19 protein-coding genes are annotated in these 18,983 nt (G+C 74.0%); 6 read left to right on the top strand and 13 right to left on the bottom strand.

From position 1 onward, the window contains the following. Positions 1 to 149: 149 nt before the first annotated feature. The gene (locus tag ABD990_RS26045; protein ID WP_345383380.1) at positions 150 to 1,409 is read right to left on the bottom strand and encodes a DUF885 domain-containing protein; all 1,260 of its coding nucleotides are present in this window, start codon (positions 1,407 to 1,409) and stop codon (positions 150 to 152) included. 327 nt (positions 1,410 to 1,736) lie between these two features. Between ABD990_RS26045 and ABD990_RS26040 the strand changes: the two genes are divergently transcribed. From ABD990_RS26040 to ABD990_RS26030, 3 genes are all read left to right on the top strand, one after another. Beyond that, positions 1,737 to 2,126: a hypothetical protein gene (locus ABD990_RS26040; protein ID WP_345383379.1), complete on the top strand. Its 390-nt coding sequence runs from the start codon at positions 1,737 to 1,739 to the stop codon at positions 2,124 to 2,126. A gap of 272 nt (positions 2,127 to 2,398) precedes the next feature. Then, positions 2,399 to 2,746: a hypothetical protein gene (locus tag ABD990_RS26035; protein WP_345383378.1), complete on the top strand. Its 348-nt coding sequence runs from the start codon at positions 2,399 to 2,401 to the stop codon at positions 2,744 to 2,746. A 267-nt stretch (positions 2,747 to 3,013) separates the two neighbouring features. After that, positions 3,014 to 3,361, top strand: coding sequence for a hypothetical protein (locus tag ABD990_RS26030; RefSeq protein ID WP_345383377.1), 348 nt, complete (start codon positions 3,014 to 3,016; stop codon positions 3,359 to 3,361). 100 nt (positions 3,362 to 3,461) lie between these two features. On the opposite strand, the gene ABD990_RS26025 is transcribed toward ABD990_RS26030, so the two are convergent. Further along, complete coding sequence (locus ABD990_RS26025; RefSeq protein WP_345383376.1) at positions 3,462 to 4,229, bottom strand: isoprenyl transferase; 768 nt, start codon at positions 4,227 to 4,229, stop codon at positions 3,462 to 3,464. A gap of 178 nt (positions 4,230 to 4,407) precedes the next feature. Here ABD990_RS26025 and trhA point away from each other — a divergent pair, with 178 nt between their 5' ends. Next, complete coding sequence (gene trhA, locus ABD990_RS26020) at positions 4,408 to 5,037, top strand: PAQR family membrane homeostasis protein TrhA (RefSeq protein WP_345383436.1); 630 nt, start codon at positions 4,408 to 4,410, stop codon at positions 5,035 to 5,037. Between the two features lie 79 nt (positions 5,038 to 5,116). On the opposite strand, the gene ABD990_RS26015 is transcribed toward trhA, so the two are convergent. From ABD990_RS26015 to mca, 4 genes are all read right to left on the bottom strand, one after another. Next, entirely contained in the window at positions 5,117 to 5,719 is a 603-nt protein-coding gene (locus ABD990_RS26015; RefSeq protein ID WP_425569661.1) for a hypothetical protein, read from the bottom strand. A gap of 95 nt (positions 5,720 to 5,814) precedes the next feature. Next, complete coding sequence (locus tag ABD990_RS26010) at positions 5,815 to 7,824, bottom strand: thioredoxin domain-containing protein (protein WP_345383375.1); 2,010 nt, start codon at positions 7,822 to 7,824, stop codon at positions 5,815 to 5,817. Between the two features lie 88 nt (positions 7,825 to 7,912). Next, on the bottom strand, positions 7,913 to 8,209 hold the full coding sequence (locus ABD990_RS26005) for a hypothetical protein (protein ID WP_345383374.1): 297 nt from the start codon (positions 8,207 to 8,209) through the stop codon (positions 7,913 to 7,915). An 88-nt stretch (positions 8,210 to 8,297) separates the two neighbouring features. Next, positions 8,298 to 9,191 (bottom strand): mycothiol conjugate amidase Mca, encoded by an 894-nt coding sequence (mca, locus tag ABD990_RS26000; RefSeq protein WP_345383373.1) that lies wholly within the window; start codon positions 9,189 to 9,191, stop codon positions 8,298 to 8,300. A 394-nt stretch (positions 9,192 to 9,585) separates the two neighbouring features. Here mca and greA point away from each other — a divergent pair, with 394 nt between their 5' ends. Next, positions 9,586 to 10,074: a transcription elongation factor GreA gene (gene greA, locus ABD990_RS25995; protein WP_345383372.1), complete on the top strand. Its 489-nt coding sequence runs from the start codon at positions 9,586 to 9,588 to the stop codon at positions 10,072 to 10,074. Positions 10,075 to 10,095: 21 nt separating this feature from the next. On the opposite strand, the gene ilvA is transcribed toward greA, so the two are convergent. Further along, the gene (gene ilvA / locus ABD990_RS25990; RefSeq protein ID WP_345383434.1) at positions 10,096 to 11,328 is read right to left on the bottom strand and encodes a threonine ammonia-lyase; all 1,233 of its coding nucleotides are present in this window, start codon (positions 11,326 to 11,328) and stop codon (positions 10,096 to 10,098) included. A 128-nt stretch (positions 11,329 to 11,456) separates the two neighbouring features. Here ilvA and ABD990_RS25985 point away from each other — a divergent pair, with 128 nt between their 5' ends. Further along, the gene (locus ABD990_RS25985; protein ID WP_345383371.1) at positions 11,457 to 11,723 is read left to right on the top strand and encodes a hypothetical protein; all 267 of its coding nucleotides are present in this window, start codon (positions 11,457 to 11,459) and stop codon (positions 11,721 to 11,723) included. A 59-nt stretch (positions 11,724 to 11,782) separates the two neighbouring features. Here ABD990_RS25985 and ABD990_RS25980 read toward each other — a convergent pair whose 3' ends face one another. The 6 genes from ABD990_RS25980 to ABD990_RS25955 all read right to left on the bottom strand — a co-directional run bounded on the left by ABD990_RS25980 (position 11,783) and on the right by ABD990_RS25955 (position 18,826). Next, positions 11,783 to 12,661 (bottom strand): alpha/beta fold hydrolase, encoded by an 879-nt coding sequence (locus ABD990_RS25980; RefSeq protein WP_345383370.1) that lies wholly within the window; start codon positions 12,659 to 12,661, stop codon positions 11,783 to 11,785. Continuing rightward, positions 12,658 to 13,443: an acetoacetate decarboxylase family protein gene (locus ABD990_RS25975; RefSeq protein WP_345383369.1), complete on the bottom strand. Its 786-nt coding sequence runs from the start codon at positions 13,441 to 13,443 to the stop codon at positions 12,658 to 12,660. The genes ABD990_RS25980 and ABD990_RS25975 overlap by 4 nt, the downstream gene beginning before the upstream one ends. Before the next feature lie 150 nt (positions 13,444 to 13,593). Further along, positions 13,594 to 14,742: a cystathionine gamma-synthase gene (locus ABD990_RS25970; RefSeq protein ID WP_345383367.1), complete on the bottom strand. Its 1,149-nt coding sequence runs from the start codon at positions 14,740 to 14,742 to the stop codon at positions 13,594 to 13,596. A gap of 10 nt (positions 14,743 to 14,752) precedes the next feature. Further along, on the bottom strand, positions 14,753 to 15,700 hold the full coding sequence (locus ABD990_RS25965; protein WP_345383366.1) for an endonuclease/exonuclease/phosphatase family protein: 948 nt from the start codon (positions 15,698 to 15,700) through the stop codon (positions 14,753 to 14,755). An 81-nt stretch (positions 15,701 to 15,781) separates the two neighbouring features. Further along, a complete protein-coding gene (locus ABD990_RS25960; RefSeq protein WP_345383365.1) occupies positions 15,782 to 17,143 on the bottom strand; it encodes a cystathionine beta-synthase in 1,362 nt (453 codons plus the stop codon). A gap of 21 nt (positions 17,144 to 17,164) precedes the next feature. Further along, entirely contained in the window at positions 17,165 to 18,826 is a 1,662-nt protein-coding gene (locus ABD990_RS25955) for an nSTAND1 domain-containing NTPase (protein ID WP_345383364.1), read from the bottom strand. Between the last annotated feature and the right edge of the window lie 157 nt (positions 18,827 to 18,983).

Below are 18,983 nucleotides of genomic sequence, written 5' to 3'. Positions count from 1 at the left end.
TGCCGGCCCTCTCGGGTGCTTTGCAACACCACGTCCAGGGCCTCCCCGAGCGGTGCGATCGGGACGCACCGCCACCGCTGACGCTACTAGCGGTCACCCTGATGCGGTCAAGGGTGACATCGCGTCGCGAGCGCCACCGATCCCGAGAATTAACAGAACGGCCGACCGCTCATCGCATGATCGACACCGTCCGTCGCGACCGTTCCCCGGCCGGCCGCCCGCCGTCCGGTCCAGCGCCCGGCGGCCGGTGAGATCACCACGGCGGGCGTGACGGGCTCGTCGAGGGCGCGGCGGAAGCGCGCGGCGTCGCCCGCCCACCAGGTGCGCAGCAACGGATATCCGACGACGTAGGTGGCCGTGTACGCACGCCAGTGCGGGTCCGTGAGGAAGCGCAGGACCCGGTCGGCGCGGGCCCCGTCGAGCAGCAGCCACCGTCGCAGGTGGTCACGGGCCGCCGTCTCCCCCGCCCGGTCGAGGAGGAGCGCGGCGTCGAGCCGGACCTGCTGCAGCGGCAGCATCGCCTCGTCCAGCGCCTCCGCCAGCTCACCGTCCGTGACCACGCCGACCTCGGCGAGCACCCCGGCCGCCCAACCGCCCCACCCGGGCCCGACGACGGCGTCCAGCCCGAGGTCCGCCACTCCCTCGACGACGAGCGCGCGCGGGCTGCGGGTCAGGCTCAGTGCCCGCTCGGGTGCGCTCCGGGCCGCGGCCGCCCGCCGCAGGTGCTCGACGTGGTGGCCCGGGTAGGTCTCGTGCGCGACGAGCCGGGCGAGCTGCCCCGCGCGCTGCGGGGCGTCCGCGCTGAACCGGGCGAGCGAGCGGCTCCCGCCGAGATGGCGGGTGAACCCGCTCCACGGCCGCCCCTCGACGAGCTCGATCTCGACCTGCTCGCCCGGCGGCAGCCCGAGCACCCCGGTGGTCCGCGCCCGCAGCGCCGCGACGAGCGCCCGGATCGCGGCGGGTCGCCGTCCGGCGGGCAGCTCGTCCCGCGTGCGGTGCGCGGCCAGCCGCTCGCCCAGCGGGCCGGGCCCGGACAGGAGGGCGTCGAGCACCCGGTGTGCCTCCCGGTAGCGGTCCGGGTCGCCGGGGGCGACGTCGACGCCGTACGTCTCGCGGATCTCGGTCCGCAGCGGCACCCGCTCGCCCGCGGAGGTCCGGGCGGTCCGCTCGAGGGCCCGCAGCTCGCCGTCGAGGAAGGCCTCCCGCACCGGCGGGAGACCCAGGTACGGGACCGCCCGCCGCAGCCGCGCGGCCTCGCGCACCAGGTCGGACGGTGCCGGGGGCCGCCCCGAGCGGACGTGCCGGCGGAGCGCCGGATCGCCGTCGAAGGCCTCCACGGTGCCGGGGGCGAGGCGGTCCAGCCCCAGCGCGAGCAGCGCCACGTCACGCGCGATCGCGCTCGCCTTCACGGAGATCCCCGCATCACCGGGACGCTACCCGCCGGACGCCCGTCCGGCGCCCCGTCCACGATCGTGACGGGCCGGGTTCCGATCGGGTGGATCGGTCACCGACCGTTCCCGGAAACGGACGGAAAGCGCGCCCGCGACGACTCCGAATTCCTCCTATCCGGGGAGTAACCAAACGCAGCGTCCGCACTTCACACGATGGTGGAACGAGATTTGTTGTATTCGCGCGACGGCGGATAGCTTTCGGGGCAGTCGGCGCGGGCTCCCCGGTCGGACGCTGACTCGAAAGGTGCCGGCTCGCCGGTTCCGCGGACTTACAGGAGAGAAACTGTGCTGAAGAAGGCTGGAATCGTCGCGACCGGCGTCGCCGCCTCCCTCGTCGCGGTCAGCCCGCTCGCCTTCGCCGGCGACAAGGGCCACGACCACCACGACAAGGGCGACAAGGGCCACCACGGCTCGTCGGTCACCGGCATCGACAAGTCGGGCAAGGGCCTGCTGAACGTCTCGGGCAACAACGTCAACGTCCCGATCCAGGCCTGCAACAACGACGTCCCGGTGAACGTCGGTGCGCTCGCCCTGCAGGGCAACGCCAAGGACATCACCGGCGCGCTGACCGGCGCCCTCGGCCTGTTCGGCAAGGCCGACGCCGACACGAAGGTGAAGACCGACAACGACGACGTGTGCGGCCTCAAGGCCGCCTCCGGCGACTCGGTGAGCTGACCTCCCGTCAGCGTCTCGGCAGGACGCCGGCCCGGTTCCCGGGCCGGCGTCCTGCCGTGTGGCCGGCCCCGGGTCGGTCACGTGTTCCGCAACTCATCCGATCGTGCGAGTAACTTCCTCAGGAATCGAGAATCGACACGATCGTGGTACGGAATTCGTTATCCGAGCGTCATCCGGATAACGTTCTGCGCAGTCGGTGCGGGCTCCCCGGTCGGTCACCGACTTGTCAGTCCGGGCCTTCCCCGGGCCCGAACGAACACAGGAGAAGAACAATGCTGAAGAAGGTCGCCCTCGTGGCCGCCGCCTCGGCCGCGTCCGTCGTCGCCGTCAGCCCGCTCGCGTTCGCCAGCGACTCCCACGAGACCGGCATCGACAAGTCCGGCAAGGGCCTGCTGAACGTGTCGGGCAACAACGTCAACGTGCCGATCCAGGCCTGCAACAACGACGTCCCGGTGAACGTCGGCCTGCTGGCCGGCGTGCAGGGCAACGCCAAGGACATCGTCGGTTCCGCCACCGGCGCCCTCGGCCTGTTCGGCAAGGCCGACGCCGACAGCACGGTGAAGACCGACAACGACCGCGTGTGCGGCCTCGAGGCGGCCGCGGGCGACTCGGTCAGCTGACCTCCGCACCGTGCTCCACAGGACGCCGGCCCGTTTCCTCCGGGCCGGCGTCCTGCATTTTCCGGGACCGGTGACGGCATCCGGAAAAGTCATCCGATCGTGGGAGTAACTTCGCCGAGAAACGCGAACCGACACGATCGTGGAACGGATTGCGCAATTCCTGGATCGGTCCGATAACTTCGTCCGCAGTCGGTGCGGGCTCCCCGGTCGGACACCGACTCGCCAGTCCGGGCCCTCCCCGGGCCCGAACACACACAGGAGAGAAGAATGCTGAAGAAGGTCGCCCTGGTCGCCGCCGCCTCGGCCGCGTCCGTCGTCGCCGTCAGCCCGCTCGCGTTCGCCCACGAGTCGCACGAGACCGGCATCGACAAGTCGGGCAAGGGCCTGATCAACGTCTCCGGCAACAACGCCAACGTGCCGATCCAGGCCTGCAACAACGACGTCCCGGTGAACGTCGGCCTCATCGCCGGCCAGGCCAACCTGAAGGACATCACCGGTGTCGCCACCGGCGCCCTCGGCATCCTGGGCAAGGCCGACGCCGACAGCAAGGTCAAGACCGACAACGACCGCGTCTGCGGCCTCGAGTCCAGCGCGGGCGACTCGGTCGAGGACTGAGACCCGTCCTGACGCAGGCGGCGTCGGTCCTTCGGGACCGGCGCCGCTTTCGCGTTCTCGGGTTGTTCCGGCGAGCCGGCGCCGGCTCGGTCCAGCGTGTTCAGGAACCGAAGCGGCGGTGCCGGGCGGCGTAGTCGCGCAACGCCCGGAGGAAATCGACGCGACGGAACTCGGGCCAGTAGGCCTCGCAGAAATGAAATTCCGAGTGCGCGCTCTGCCAGAGCAGGAAACCGGAGAGCCGCTGCTCCCCCGACGTGCGGATCACGAGGTCCGGATCGGGCTGGCCGGACGTGTAGAGGTGCGCGGCGATGTGGTCGACGTCGAGCACCTCGGCCAGTTCCTCGATCGACGAGCCGGACTCGGCGTGCTGCAGCAGCAGCTTGCGCACGGCGTCGGCGATCTCCTGGCGGCCCCCGTACCCGACCGCGACGTTGAGCTGCAGCCCGGGGCGGTCCGTGGTGCGGGCGGCGGCCGCGGCGAGCCGCTGCGCGATCGCCTGCGGCAGCAGCTCCAGCGCCCCGACGACCCGGAGCCGCCACGGGGCGGACGGGCCGCTCAGCTCGTCGACGACGTCGGCGATGATCTCCAGCAACGGCTCGAGCTCGTCGGCCGGCCGGGACAGGTTGTCCGTGGACAGCAGGAACAGCGTCACGACCTCGACCCCGGCGTCGCCGCACCAGCCCAGCAGGTCGGAGATCTTCGCCGCGCCGACCCGGTGGCCGTCGTTGACGTCCTCGAGCCCGGCGTCGCGCGCCCAGCGCCGGTTGCCGTCGAGGATCAGCGCGACGTGCCGGGGGCGCTCCGCACCGACCAGCTGCCGGGCGAGCCTCGCCTCGTAGGTCGAATAGAGGAGGTCACGGACACCCACGGGGCGGAGCCTACGCCGCGCGCCCGGGACACCCGTGTCCGAAGGCCCGTGCCCGCGCGTGCTTCACCGGGCGGCCACCGGCCGGAAACCCGATCGCGGACGGAGATCCCGTACCCTCGGGCGAGTGACCGCCGGGACCCTCCAGCCGCCGTCGGATCTCCCCTTCGTCAAGCCGCGGATGCGCGGCTGGCTGCACTTCTGGTCGTTCGTCAGCTCGGTCGCGGCGTGCGCCACTCTCATCACCGTCGCCGCGACGCTCGTCGGCGGGGCCGCCGCGCTGGCGACCTCGGTCTACAGCCTGACGATCCTCGGCCTGTTCGGGGTGAGCGCGCTCTACCACCGCCGGACGTGGTCGACATCGCGCAGCCGGCTGATCATGCGCCGGCTCGACCACTCGATGATCTTCGTCTTCATCGCGGGCACCTACACACCCGTCGCGATGCTGGCGATGGCCCCCAGCACCGGCCGCATCGTGCTGGCCGTGGTGTGGGGCGGGGCGCTGGCGGGGGTGATCCTCAAGACCTGCTGGCCGCACGCGCCGAAGTGGCTCGCCGTGCCGATCTACCTCGCACTGGGCTGGGTCGCGGTGTTCGTGCTACCGGACCTGCTGCACAACGCCGGGGTGGCCGCCCTGGTCCTGCTGCTGGTCGGCGGCGCGCTCTACACCGCCGGAGCGGTCTTCTACGCCGTGCACTGGCCCAACCCGTGGCCGAAGACCTTCGGCTACCACGAGTTCTTCCACGCGGCCACGGTGCTGGCCGCGATCTGCCACCAGATCGCGATCTGGTTCGCGCTCTTCCCCTCCTGATCCGCTGACCCCGGCCTGAACGAACGGCGCTCTCGCTCACAAGGTATGAGCGAGAGCGCCGTTCGCTCATGGGAGCGGGTCACTCGGGGCCGCGGGTCCGCAGCTCGTCGACCTTGGCCATCGCCTCGCGCAGGTCGGCGAGCCAGGTGTCGGCGTTGCGGCCCACCAGGCGCACGGCCCAGGCCAGCGCGTCCGACCGGGAGCGCGCCACCCCGGAGTCGACCAGGGTGTCCAGCACCATCCGCTCCGGCTGGCGCAGCCGCGTCATGACCGGGACGGACGCGGTGGTGAACAGCTCCTCGACCTCGCCGATCCGGGCGCCCCACGCCACCTTGCGCTGGTAGCGGTGCTCGGCCTGGCGGGCGATGTCGATCCGCTCGTCGCGCGTCTCCTCGCGGAAGCGCGAGATGCGCCCCGCCGCCGCGGCCGCCTTCTCGGCCCGCCCGGCGTCCGTGTCGGGGAAGTCGCCCTCGACCGGCGGCAGCTCGCCGACGATCACGATCTCCTCCCGGTCGATCGTCACGTCCGGCGCGCCGACGAACCAGCCGTCGGGCAGCCGACCCCGCAGCCACGCCGCGGCGTCGCCGGTGTCCGGCAGGTCCGCCTGCTGCCACCCGCCCCGCGGCCCGCGGCCCTGTGCCCGTCCGCCGCCGTGCCAGCCCTTGTGCATCCGTCCCGTCATCCCGCACCTCCCGCTGCGATGCTTACGAGATTACACCGATACACAAGGCGCGGCGGAGCGTTCTCCGACGGCGGACGGAGGACGTAAGTCGGGGCTCAGAGCAGGGCGGCCAGCTCCTCCGGCGTGGTCACCGGCCGGTCGCACACGAACCCGCGGCACACGTACGCGGCGGGCCGGTCCGCGACGAGCGGACGGGCCGCCAGCAGCGGAACACCCGGCGCGTCCGGGTCCCCCGGGACGACGACGCCACCGCCGGGCACCAGCGCCCGGGCCCGGGCGAGCAGCGCCTCGCGGTCCGGATCGCCGACGGGCCCGACCAGCGCGACCTGCGGCGGACCGGAGGTCAGCGCCTCGGCGGCGGTGAGCCAGTGCCCGGCGAAGCGGGCGTGCCGGGCGAACAACCCGCCGACGGCGTGCACGGACTCCTCGGCCAGCTCGCGGTACCGGCCGGAGCGCTCCTCGTCGACCAGCACCGACGCGGTGAGCAGCGCGTTCGCCAGCGCGGAGCCCCCGGACGGGGTGGCGTTGTCGGTGAGCTCGCGCGGGCGGTGCAAGAGCTCCTCGGCGTCGTCGGCGGTGTCGTACCAGGTGCCCGGGCCCTCGCCACGGAAGTGGGCGACGGCCAGGTCCAGGAGCTCGACGGCCGCCGCGAGCCGGGCCGGGTCGCCGGTGGCCTGGTGCAGGGCGAGCAGCCCGTCGACGAGGTAGGCGTGGTCGTCGAGGACGCCCGTGGCCGAGCCCACGACGCCGTCGCGCGACGACCGGCGGACCCGGCCGTCCACGACGTGCAGACGAAGCAGCAGATCGGCCGCCTCGCCCGCGGCGGCGACCCAGTCCAGCCGCCCGAGCGCCGCGCCGGCCTCGGCGAGCGCCTGCACGGCCATGCCGTTCCACGCCGTGACGACCTTGTCGTCCCGGGCGGGCTGCGGGCGGGTGGACCGGGCGGCGAACAGCACGGTGCGCACGCGCTCCCAGCGCTCCGGGTCGTCCGGGTCGCGCAGGAGCTGCAGGGTCGACGCCCCGTGCTCGAACGTGCCCGCCTCGGTGACCTCGAACAGCTGCGCCGCCCAGGTCGCGTCCTCGGGCGGGAGCACCTCGGCGAGCTGGCCGGGCGTCCACGAGTAGGTCAGCCCCTCGACGCCGTCCGTGTCGGCGTCGAGCGCCGAGGCGAACCCGCCCTCCGGCGTGCGCAGGTCGCGCAGCAGGAACCCGGCGGTCTCGGTGGCGATCCGGGTGGCCAGGGGTGAGCCGGCGCGACGGGCCCAGTGCGCGTAGACGCGCAGCAGCAGGGCGTTGTCGTACAGCATCTTCTCGAAGTGCGGCACCACCCAGCCGGCGTCGACGCTGTACCGGGCGAACCCGCCGGCGAGCTGGTCGTACATGCCGCCGCGAGCCATGGCGTCGCAGGTCCGCTCCACCATCCGCAGGGCGTCGGCCGAGCCGGTGCGCTCGTGGTGGCGCAGCAGGAACTCCAGCGTCATCGACGGCGGGAACTTCGGCGCGCCGCCGAACCCGCCGCGCTCGGCGTCGAAGTCCGCGGCGAGGCCGGCCACCGCGGCGTCGAGCACGTCCGGGTTCACCGCCACCGGCGGCGGTGCGGCGTGGGCGGCGTCGGCCAACCGGGCGGCGATCTCCCCGGCGGCGCCGCGGATCCGCGCGCCGTCCTCGGCCCAGGCCGTGGTGACGGCGTCGAGCAGCTGCCGGAAGGCCGGCATGCCGTGCCGGGGCGTGGGCGGGTAGTAGGTGCCGCAGTGGAACGGCTCGCCGACCGGGGTGAGGAAGCAGGTCATCGGCCAGCCGCCCTGGCCGGTCATCGCCTGGGTCGCGGCCATGTAGACCGCGTCGATGTCGGGGCGCTCCTCGCGGTCGACCTTGATCGCCACGAAGTCCCGGTTGACCTGCGCGGCGGTCTCCGGGTCGGAGAAGGACTCGTGTGCCATGACGTGGCACCAGTGGCAGGCGGCGTAGCCGACGGAGAGCAGCACCGGGACGTCCCGGCGCTGCGCCTCCGCGAACGCCTCGTCGGACCACTCCCACCAGTCGATGGGGTTGTCCGCGTGCTGGAGCAGGTACGGGCTGGTGGCCTCGGCGAGCCGGTTGGGCATGCGCCCACCCTGTCACCGGGGGCCGCGACCCGCCGCGTGGGCGGACGGCGCGGCCGCGTGGATCACCGCGTGGCCGGCGGTGCCCGGGTCAGCGCTGCTCGGGGCGCTCCCCGGCGGGCGCGCCGCTCTCCTCGCGGGTCGCCTCGTCGGACTCCCCGTCGGTGTCCTTGTCGAACGTCTGCGGCAGCCGCCGGATCCGCCGGCTCATCGACACGATCAGCGCGATCGTGGCCACGGCCAGGCAGAGGATGACCACGAGCGCGACCGGCGAGGCCTTCCCGAACTCCTCGCCCCTGTCGGCCGGCGGCTCCGGGTTCTGCGCCAGGACGGTCGCGACCGTCTCCGCTGCCGACACAGCGGGCACGGCGCCCAGCTCGACCAGCACGTCTCGTCACTCCTGTCGCGGGTCACGTCCTCGGACGTCCAGGCTACGCGGGGCCGCCGAACCCCGTACGGCGCAGGTGGGACGAACCTCAGCCGGCGCGCAGCGCGGGCTCCCGGAGGCCGGCGAACAGGTCGTCCTCCGGGGTCGGGCTGGGCACCAGCGAGCGGACCAGCTCGTACTCCTCCCAGGGCCAGATCTCCTTCTGCACCTCGAGCGGGGTGAAGAACCAGCGGCTGGTCGGGTCGATCTGGGTGGCGTGGGCGCGCAGTGCGTCGTCGCGGCGGTCGAACCAGTCGGCGCACTCCACCCGGGTGGTGACGCGCTCGCCCGGGTCGCGCCGGTCCTTCCAGTTGGCGAGCCACTCGCCGTACGGGGACTCCAGGCCGCGGGCCTTGAGCGCCTCGTCGAAGGCCACCAGGCGCTTCTTGGAGAACCCGTGCGAGTAGTAGAGCTTGAGCACCTGCCAGGGCGCGCCGGCCCCGGGGAAGCGGTCCGGGTCCGCGGCCGCCTCGAACGCCGCCATCGACACCTCGTGGGTGCGGATGTGGTCCGGGTGCGGGTAGCCACCGTTCTCGTCGTAGGTGACGAGCACGTGCGGGCGGAACTCGCGGATCACCCGTACGAGCGCCTCGGTGGACTCCTCGAGCGGGACGAGCGCGAAGCAGCCCTCCGGCAACGGCGGCTTGGGATCGCCCTCGGGCAGGCCGGAGTCGACGAAGCCGAGCCAGTGGTGGTGCACGCCGAGGATCTCCGCCGCCCGGGCCATCTCCTGCTTCCGGATGGCGGTCATGTTCTCCAACACGTCCGGCCGGTCCATCGCGGGGTTGAGGATGCTGCCCGCCTCGCCGCCGGTGCACGTGACCACCATGACCTCATGGCCCTCGTCGACGTACCGGGCGGTGGTCGCCGCACCCTTGCTCGACTCGTCGTCCGGGTGGGCGTGGACGGTCATCAGCCGCAACGGCTCGCGTTCGGACGTCATGGGTGACCGGGTCCTTCCGTGTCCTCGCGCCCGCGGTGACGGGCGGCTCTCGCAGGGCCGGGGCACCGCCTCGGCCGATCGAGGCCGATCCTGGCACGCGCCACCGACGTTCTCTCCGCCGGAGGTCAACGCGGAACCCCCCGCGCCTCTTCCCGGAACTCGCCGACCAGCGAAAACAGGTGCTCCGGGAACTTCCTCGGACACCCGACCGTTCGTCGAAGGACCGCGCCGAGCGGTCGGTCCCGTGCTAGGGTGACTCCCACACGGCCCGCAGGCGGGTCGTGTTTTTCCTTACTCGGGGCCTGTAGACGGACGGCCCCGATCGTGCCCGTGCGACCTGCCGGGCGCCCGGCCCGCGCGGTGCGGTGCCCGGTTCGCTGGAGGAGTGATGACCGTGACGGAGACTCAGGTGACCTGGCTCACCCAGGATGCCTTCGACCGGCTCAAGACGGAGCTCGACGAGCTGATCGCGAACCGTCCCGTCATCGCCGCCGAGATCAACGCCCGCCGCGAGGAGGGCGACCTCAAGGAGAACGGCGGCTACCACGCCGCGCGCGAGGAGCAGGGCCAGCAGGAGGCCCGCATCCGCCAGCTCCAGGAGCTGCTGCGGACCGCCCAGGTCGGCACCTCGCCGACCAGCGCCGAGGAGGCCGCGCCCGGCACCGTCCTCACCATCAAGTACGAGGACGACGACGACACCGAGAAGGTGCTGCTCGGCTCCCGCGAGGAGGGCAGCCACGGCGACCTGCAGGTCATCTCGCCGAACTCCCCGCTCGGCGCCGCGCTGCTCGGCGCGAAGAAGGGCGAGGACCGCGTGTACGCGCTGCCGGACGGCGGCAGCATGCGGGTCACGCTCGTCGACATCCAGCCGTTCACCGGCTGAGTCGCGTCCCGCGCCGCGGGGTCACGCCCCGAGCCGCGGATCCCCCTCCGGCACGCCGGTCACCGTCACGCGGTGCCCGGCGCCCCGCAGTGCGGTGACCAGCTCCCGGCAGTGCTCCGGGCCGCGCATCTCCAGGCTCACGGCCACGTCGACCTCCCCCATCGGGACGGTCGCGCTGACCCGGGTGTGCTCGACGTCGATCACGTTGGCGCCGAGCTCGCCCACCCGGGTCAGCAGCGCGGCCAACGCTCCCGGACGGTCCCCGATCCGCACGACCAGGGACAGGTACCGCGCGGTGGCGGCCATGCCGTTCTGGATCACGTGCAGCAGGACGAGCGGGTCCACGTTGCCGCCGGACAGCACCGCGACCACGGGCGGTCGGAAGCGGGCGGGGGCGTCGAGCAGGGCCGCGACGGGCGCCGCTCCCGCGGGCTCGACCAGCATCTTCGCCCGCTCCAGGCTGAACAGCAGGGCGCGGGACAGGGCGTCCTCGCCGACCACGGTGAACTCGTCGACGAGGGCCTCGACCTGCCGGTAGGTGACGTCCCCGGGCCGGCCGACCGCGATGCCGTCGGCGATGGTCCGCATGCCGCCCAGCGCGATCGGCTCGCCCGCGGCGAGCGAACCGGGCCAGGCCGCCGCGCCCGCGGCCTGCACCCCGACGACCCGCACCTCGGGTCGGTACGCCTTGACGGCCCCGGCGACGCCGCCGAGCAGACCGCCCCCGCCGGTCGCGACCAGGACGGTGGCGACGTCCGGCACCTGCTCGAGGATCTCCAGCCCGACGGTGCCCTGCCCCGCGATGACGTCCGGGTGGTCGAACGGGTGGATGAGCACGGCCCCGGTGCGCTCGGCGTGCTCGAGCGCGCCGACCAGGGCCTCGTCGACCGAGCCGCCGCCGAGCCGGACGTGCGCGCCGTAGCCGCGCGTGGCCTCGACCTTGGGCAGCGCGGCGCCCGCCGGCATGAACACGGTCGCGTCGATCCCGAGCAGCTGCGCGGCGAGGGCGACCCCCTGCGCGTGGTTGCCCGCGCTGGCGGCGACGACGCCGCGTGCCCGCTCCGCGTCGGACAGCCGGGCCAGCCGGGTGAACGCGCCGCGGATCTTGAACGACCCGGTCCGCTGCAGGTTCTCGCACTTGAACCAGACCGGCCCGCCCGCCGCCTCGCCGAGCGCGCGGGACCGCGCGACGGGCGTGGCCCGGGTGACGCCGGCGAGCAGCTCCCGGGCCGCTTCGATCTCCGCGATCCCCACCGGCGGCGCCGTCGAGGGACCTGGGTCGACCGTTCGCAGGCCGGCCGTCCCGGAGTCGGCGTTCACCCCCGCATCGTGCCACCGGGCCCGGTAACCTCGCGAACGGGCGGTTTCTCGGGGGAGGCACGATGCGGGGCGGGGTGGGTCACCGGACCGGTGGCGGGCCGAGGGGCGCCCGCGCCGCCGTCCCGCTGCTCGCCGCCGCGGTGCTCGGCACCCTCGCGATCGTGACCGTGGAGCAGGCGGGCTGCACCGATCCGGGGCACTACGTCCCGGTCCCCGGCGGGTACGAGCTCGTCGGCGGCTGCCTCTCCCCCGACGACCTCGTCATCCCCGCCGCGCCCGCGGCCCCGGCGTCGGTCCTTCCCGCGGCCCCGGTGCCCCCACGTTCCTAGGGACGCCCGGTGGACCGGGAGGAGGCAGAGGGCCCCGACGGCCGCACGGGGTGAGCCGCTCAGGTCCAGCGCTTGATGAAGTCGGCCGTCGCGGTGTTGACGGCCGGGGCGTCGGAGGCGCTCAGGAAGTGCTGGCCGCCGTCGACGACCTGCAGCCGTGCGTCCCGGGAGCGGACGAACATCCGGATCTCCTCCTCGGCGTTGGGGACGGAGTACACCTCGTCAGCGGTGCCGTGCAGCCAGAGGACAGGGCAGCGGACCTCGTCGAGCCTGCCGTGCAGCCCGTCCCGGTCCCGCAGGTTGATCGTGCTGACCCGCAGCCGGTGCCGCCCGTCGTCGCCGCGGTAGTTGCGGCGGTACTCGTTCAGCCAGAAGTCACGCTCGTCGGCGGACACGTTCGTGCCCAGCCCCGCCTCGAGGACGCCGTCGACGAACTCGTCCGGGACGACCCAGTCGTCGCCGACGGGCTCGGCGAGGCCGTCGACGGAGGGCGTGCAGAACGCGATCCCGTCCCAGCAGCCCAGGTCGCGGCTGCGTGCGCTCTCGTAGTCCATCGAGGTGCCGAGCGGGACGACGCCCCGCACGACGTCGGGGGCGAGCAGCGCCATGCGGACGGCGACCCACCCGCCCTGCGACGTGCCCAGGACGAAGGCCTCGCGGATCCCGAGCTGCTCGAGGACCTGGAGGTTCGCGATCGCACTGTCCCAGTAGGTGAAGTGCGCGTACGTGGATCGGGTCCGACCGTGTCCGTACAGCTCGATCGCGAGCAGGTTCGCCGTCGAGGTCAGGGCGGGATCGGCGAACTGGGGGCGGTACAGCTCTGCGGAGGTGGTGAACGAGTTGACCAGGACCAGCGTCGGGAGGGCCGGGTCGTAGGGCCGGGCGAACGAGTAGCCGATGGTCGAGCCGCCGAGGTGCGAGACGGTCGCGGTGCTCATGGCAAGTCCTTCCCAGGGGCGGCGAGGTAGTCGTGGACGAGGCGTCCGGCCGAGTAGGTGAAGGTGACGTCGCCGTAGAGGACCGAGGGCGTCGCCAGCGGTGTGACGGGGGCGAGGGCGGCGGCCGGGTGCCCCTCGGGGAAGTCGAAGGTGATGTCGGTGACGGAGGCCTCGTAGAGGTCGACGACGAAGGGGAGCGGCAGCTCGACCAGCTCGCTGAGCGCCGACCTCCCGCCCTCCACACGGGGGATCTGGCGGTGGGCGTAGTAGTTGAGGTGACCGCCCAGGGTGCCTGCGGGGGTGTCGGTGACCGCGGCTCGCGCCGTGATGACGTCCCGCCCGTCGACGGCGAGGACCGAGGTCAGCGTGCCCTCCTCGACCGTGCCGCGCCGGACGCCGTGCAGGGCGGGGATGCCCGCAGCCTCCCGTGCGTACGAGATCACTCGCGGCGACGAGTTCCAGTAGTAGGCGAAGAACCTTCCCGGGATGGGGAGCGTGCCGTCGGCGGCGAGGCTGTCGTGGCCGTCCAGCTCGATCGTGAGGTAGGTCAGCGAGAACGCGCCGAACCCGCTGGTCTGGCTCGCCTCCACCTCGTACATGTTCATCTGGACCAGGTTGTTCTCGTGCGGCGTCAGCCCTGGTGGCAGCGCCGCCTCCAGGGCTGCCCGGTCCGCCTCGTAGCCGACGATCAGCATCCGCGCGTCGCGGATGAGCTGCGGTGTCGGTGGGGCCCACAGTCCGGCCGGCATCCCGCGGTAGGCGATCGGATCCGTCGTCGTCACTCGTCCTCCTCGTCGAGCACGCGCCGCCGGGCTACGGCGGACCCGTCCCATGAGAGCGGGGTCGGGCCCTCGGAGTCCAGTACCCGCGCCCTGTCGATCGACGGGCGATCGCCACCGGGCGGTACCACTCCCGGCTGTGGGGAGGCCGGATCAGGACGCGGCCGCGTCCAGCGCCGTGCGCAGGTCCTCGATCAGGTCCTCGGCGTCCTCGATGCCGACCGACAGGCGGACCAGCGAGTCCGGCACCTCCAGCGCCGAGCCGGCCACCGAGGCGTGCGTCATCTGGTGCGGGTGCTCGATCAGCGACTCGACGCCGCCGAGGGACTCCGCGAGGGTGAACAGCTCGGTGGAGGCGCAGACCTTCAGCGCCGCCTCCTTCCCGCCCGCCACCAGGAAGGACACCATCCCCCCGAAGCGGCGCATCTGCTTCGCGGCGGTCTCGTGGCCGGGGTGCCCGGGCAGGCCCGGGTAGAGCACCTGCGCCACGGCGGGGTGCGCGGCCAGGGCGTCCGCGATCCGCTCGGCGTTGTCGCTGTGCCGCTCCATCCGCACCGCCAGCGTCTTGGCGCCGCGCAGGGTCAGCCAGGCGTCGAAGGGGCCGGGGACGGAGCCGACGGAGTTCTGGGTGAACCGGAGCTGCTCGGCGAGCTCGTCGTCGTCGAGGACCAGCGCCCCGCCGACGACGTCCGAGTGCCCGCCGACGTACTTGGTCGTGGAGTGCAGCACCACGTCCGCCCCGAGGGCGAGCGGTTGCTGCAGGTAGGGCGAGGCGAAGGTGTTGTCGACGACCAGCCGGATCCCGGTCCCGCGGGTGACCTCGGCCAGCGCCGCGATGTCGGCGATCCCGAGCAGCGGGTTCGTCGGGGTCTCGCACCAGACGACCCTGGTGGTCGGGCGCAGGGCGGCGCGCAGCGCGTCGACGTCCGAGAGGTCGACCGTGGAGTACTCGACGCCCCACTGTGCGAGGACCTTGTCGACCAGCCGGAACGTGCCGCCGTAGGCGTCGTGCGGGATGACGAGGTGGTCACCCGGCTTCACGAGGACCCGCAGCAGCACGTCCGAGGCCCCCATGCCGGAGCCGAACGCGAAGCCGTGGCGCCCGCCCTCCAGCGCGGCCAGACACTCCTGCAGCGCCGTGCGGGTGGGGTTCGCGGAGCGCGAGTACTCGTAGCCGTCCCGCAGCCCGCCGACGCCGTCCTGGGCGAAGGTCGAGCTGGCGTGGATCGGCACGATGACCGCGCCCGTGGTCGGGTCGGGTTCCTGGCCGGCGTGGATGGCCCGGGTGGAGAAGCCGCGCATGGCGGCGAGGCTACGCGGCCCCCGGCAACTGCAGGGCGACCAGGACCGCGCGATGGTCCGAGCCGGGGAGATCGACCACCTCGTAGCGGGTGGTGCGGGCCCCGCGCGGCACGAGGACGTGGTCGATCCGGATGCCGGCCCACCGCGGCAGGCCCGTGGGCCACGTGCCGGTGAGGCCCCGGCCGGTGCCCTCCGCGGCGTCCCGCACCCCGGTCAGCGCGCTGCGCAGCGGGGCGTGGTCGAGGGTGGCGTTGAAGTCCCCGGCGACGATCGGGGCGGGCAGCGCGGCACACCACCGGGCGAGGCTGTCCATGTCCCGGGACCACACCCGCGTCTGCCAACGCCGCATGGGCGCCTGCGGGTGGACGGCGTGGAACCGGCGGGCGCCGAGCAGGCCGCCGCGGGCCCAGAGGTGCTGGCGGCGCAGCTCCGGCCCGGAGCCGACCTCGACGTCGCCCATCCGGTCGGCGACGAGCAGGGTGACGGACCAGCCGTCCGGCTTGCCGGGCTCGGTGGAGACCCACGAGCGGTACCCGAGGCCGTCGAGCAGCGGCATGAGCTTGTCGCGGTACTCGCGCCCGGACTCCGGCAGCGACACCAGGTCGGGCTGCTCGCGGGCGATCAGGGCGGCGAGCGCTCCCGCGTCGGCCTTCCCGTCCCAGACGTTGGCGGCCAGGACGGTCAGGTCCGCGGTCCCGGCGGGCCGGCAGCGCGGCACGACCCGGCCGACCAGGCCCGCCACACCCGTGGACGCGACCGCCCCGACGGCGAGCGCCGCGGGCCGGGTGGGCCGGGCCACCGCGAGCAGACCGGCGGCGAGGGCCGCCGCGGCCGTGCCGTGCGGGCGCAGCGCACCGAGGGGGGTGAAGGGGAACCGCCGGTCGAGCCCGAGCCGGTCGGGCAGGACGACGGCGGCGGCGCCCGCGCCGAGCACGGTCGCGAGCAGGGATCTCCGCATGGGCCCGACGGTAGCGGCGCCGGCTGAGGGACCCCTGTGAGTGCGGCTGGACGCCATCGCGCCCAGCGCACCCACGAGACGTCAGCCGAGGAAGGCCAGGACGTCCGAGCGGGTCACGACGCCCGCGGGCTTGCCGTCGACCAGCACCAGGGCGGCGTCGGCGGCGGCGAAGGCCCCCATCGCCGTCTCCAGCGGCTCGCCCGCGCCGATGGTCGGCAGCGGCGGGGACATGTGCTGGTCGAGGCGGTCGGAGAGCTTGGCGCGGTGGGTGAACAGCAGGTCGAGGATGTCCCGCTCGACCACCGACCCGACGACCTCGGCCGCCATCACCGGCGGCTCCGCGCGGACCACCGGCATCTGCGAGACGTGGAACTCCCGCAGGTAGTGCACGGCGTCGGCGACGGTCTCGTTCGGGTGCGCGTGGACGAGGTCGGGCAGCGTGCCGTCCTTGCGGCGCAGCACGTCGCCGACCGTGGCGCCCGCGCTGGGCGGGAGGAAGCCGTAGCTCGCCATCCACACGTCGTTGAAGACCTTGCCGAGATAACCGCGGCCGCCGTCCGGCAGCAGGACGACGATCACCGAATCCGGGGGCGCGTTCCCGGCCACCCGCAGCGCCGCGACCACGGCCATCCCGCACGAGCCGCCGACCAGCAGCGCCTCCTCACGGGCGAGCCGGCGGGTCATGTGGAAGGAGTCGGCGTCGGAGACCGCGATGATCTCGTCGCACACCTCCTTGTCGTAGGTCGTCGGCCAGAAGTCCTCGCCGACGCCCTCGACCAGGTACGGCCGGCCCGTGCCGCCCGAGTACACCGAGCCCTCCGGGTCGGCGCCGATCACCCGCACACGCCCGCCGGAGACCTCCTTGAGGTACCGCCCGGTGCCGGAGATCGTGCCGCCGGTGCCGATGCCGGCCACGAAGTGCGTGATCCGCCCCTCGGTCTGCTCCCAGATCTCCGGGCCGGTGGCCTCGTAGTGCGACGCCGGGTTGTTCCGGTTGGCGTACTGGTTCGGCTTCCAGGCGCCCTCGATCTCCCGGACCAGCCGGTCCGACGTCCGGTAGTACGAGTCGGGGTGGTCGGGGTCGACCGCGGTAGGGCACACGACGACCTCGGCGCCGTACGCCTTGAGCACGTTGCGCTTGTCCTCGCCGACCTTGTCCGGGCACACGAACACGCACCTGTAGCCGCGCCGCTGGGCGATCATGGCCAGGCCGATGCCGGTGTTGCCGGAGGTGGGCTCCACGATCGTGCCGCCGGGCCGCAGCTCCCCGGAGGCCTCGGCCGCGTCGACCATCTTCAGCGCGATGCGGTCCTTCACGCTGCCGCCGGGGTTCATGTACTCGACCTTCGCCAGCACCAGCGGCGACAGCCCCTCCGCGATCCCGCCCAGCTTCACCAGCGGGGTGTTGCCGACCAGGTCGGAGATGTGCTCGGCATAGCGCATGCCGCCATCGTGCCCGATCGCTCAGGGCGACGGGACGCGCGGTTCCGGCCCGGCCGCGGCGGCCACCGTCCCGGCCCCGCGCGACGACGGGCCGCCGTGCCCGGTCCGGTCGGCGGGAGCGCGGGTGAGCGCGTAGACCGTGGCCGCCACCGCGACCACGAGCAGCACGGCGAGCACCGCGACGGCCACCCGCAACCGCCGGGTCGGACCCGTGCGGGCGGTCTCCCGCGCCCGGCTCGCGGCCAGGTACTCCCGCTCGAGCGGATAGAGCCCGCCGGGCTCCGCCGCGGCGAACGCCTCCGCCTCCGCCAGCACACGCCCACCGAGGAGCGTCCCCTCGTCCCGGCCGCTGTCGTGCCAGATCCGCGCCCCGTCCGTCACGATGCCGCGCGCGGGCCGCTCGCGGTCCTCGCGCACCCAGCCGGCCAGTCGCGGCCAGGCCCGCAGCACGACGTCGTGGGCGAGCTCCAACGTGCCCTCCCCCGCCACCAGGATCCGCGCGGCGACCAGCGCCTCGACGGTCGCGTCGATCTCCGCGGCCGCCCCGGCGTCGAGCCCGTGGGTGAGTCCGAACCGGCGGATGCGCCGCCGTACCGCGTCGGCGACGCCGGCCGTCCCCGGCACCCGCACCAGCCGCAGCAGCAGCGGGCGGACCAGCGTGCGCCGCTCCGGCGGGAGCGCCTCGTACGCCGCCTCCGCCGTGCGGGCCACCGCGCCGTACACGCCGCCGGCCGCGCGGTAGTGCGCGATCGTGATCTCCGGGCCACCCGCCGTGGCGGTGCGCTCCCACGCCGCGGCCAGGGCCACGCCGAGCAGGGGCAGGGCCCCGGAGGGCGACGACGGGGCGTCCGGCGCGAGCTCGAGCTCACCGAGCACGAGCTCGGCCAGCCCGTCGGCGGCCGGGAAACCGGCGGCGCGGGCGGGTGCGGTGACGACCTCGCGCAGCCGCGCCGCGGACATCCCGCACACCCGCACGGGATCCAGCGCGAGATCGCCCAGGGCGGCGAGGGCCTCCTCCCGGACGCCGAGCAGCACGAGGCGACCGGGCGGCACCGCCGCGAGCAGGTCCCGTAGTGCGGCGGCCTCGGCCTCGCGGTGCACGTCGTCGACCAGCAGGGTCGTCGCGTCGCCGAGCAGGGCGCGGAGCCGCCCGACGCGGTCGGGGCCGGGTTCCGGCGTCGCGACGACGCCCTCCAGCGCCGGCCGCACCCCTGCCCGCAGCAGCGAGCTCGTCCCCGCCCCGGACGGCCCGGTCACGACGACGACCTCGCCCGTCGGCCGCACCGCGTGGACCCGCGCGACGACCTCCTCCACCAGGTCCGCCCGGCCGGGCAGCACCCCGTCGACCGGCCCGGTCCCGGGATACGGGCGGAGCCCGGGCGGCGGCTTCACCGGCGCCGCGGCCGCCCGCCGCAGGGCGGCCCGCCAGCGCTCGCGCACGGGATCACCGGACGGCACGCCGAACGCGGTGAGAAGGGCGTCGAGGCGCACCGCGGAGGGCAGCGAGCGGCCCTGGACGTAGTCGCGGACGGTGGTGAAGGGCAGCAGCGGCACACCCGACTCCTGGGTCCGCTTCGCCAGCGCCCGGAAGCTCAGCTCGCTGGCGTCCTTCATCCGGCCCAGCTGCTCGGCGAGCCCGGCCCGGTCGACGACGGCGTCCGGGTCACCGGACGGCAGCGGCATCCCCGGCTCCCCCCGACGTGCGCCCGGGGGCCGTCCCCGGGTGCCGGGAGCTTAGGGCGGCGCCGCGGTCCCGTGCGTCGTCCGGCATCCGTGCGGGATGACCTGACCGGGGCTCCGCTCAGGTGTACGAAGTTGTACGAGTACCCGGCAGGACCCC

The organism is Pseudonocardia yuanmonensis, assembly GCF_039542425.1.
GTDB classification, from domain to species: Bacteria; Actinomycetota; Actinomycetes; order Mycobacteriales; family Pseudonocardiaceae; genus Pseudonocardia; species Pseudonocardia yuanmonensis.
This window is presented reverse-complemented; position numbering and strand designations above follow the sequence as displayed.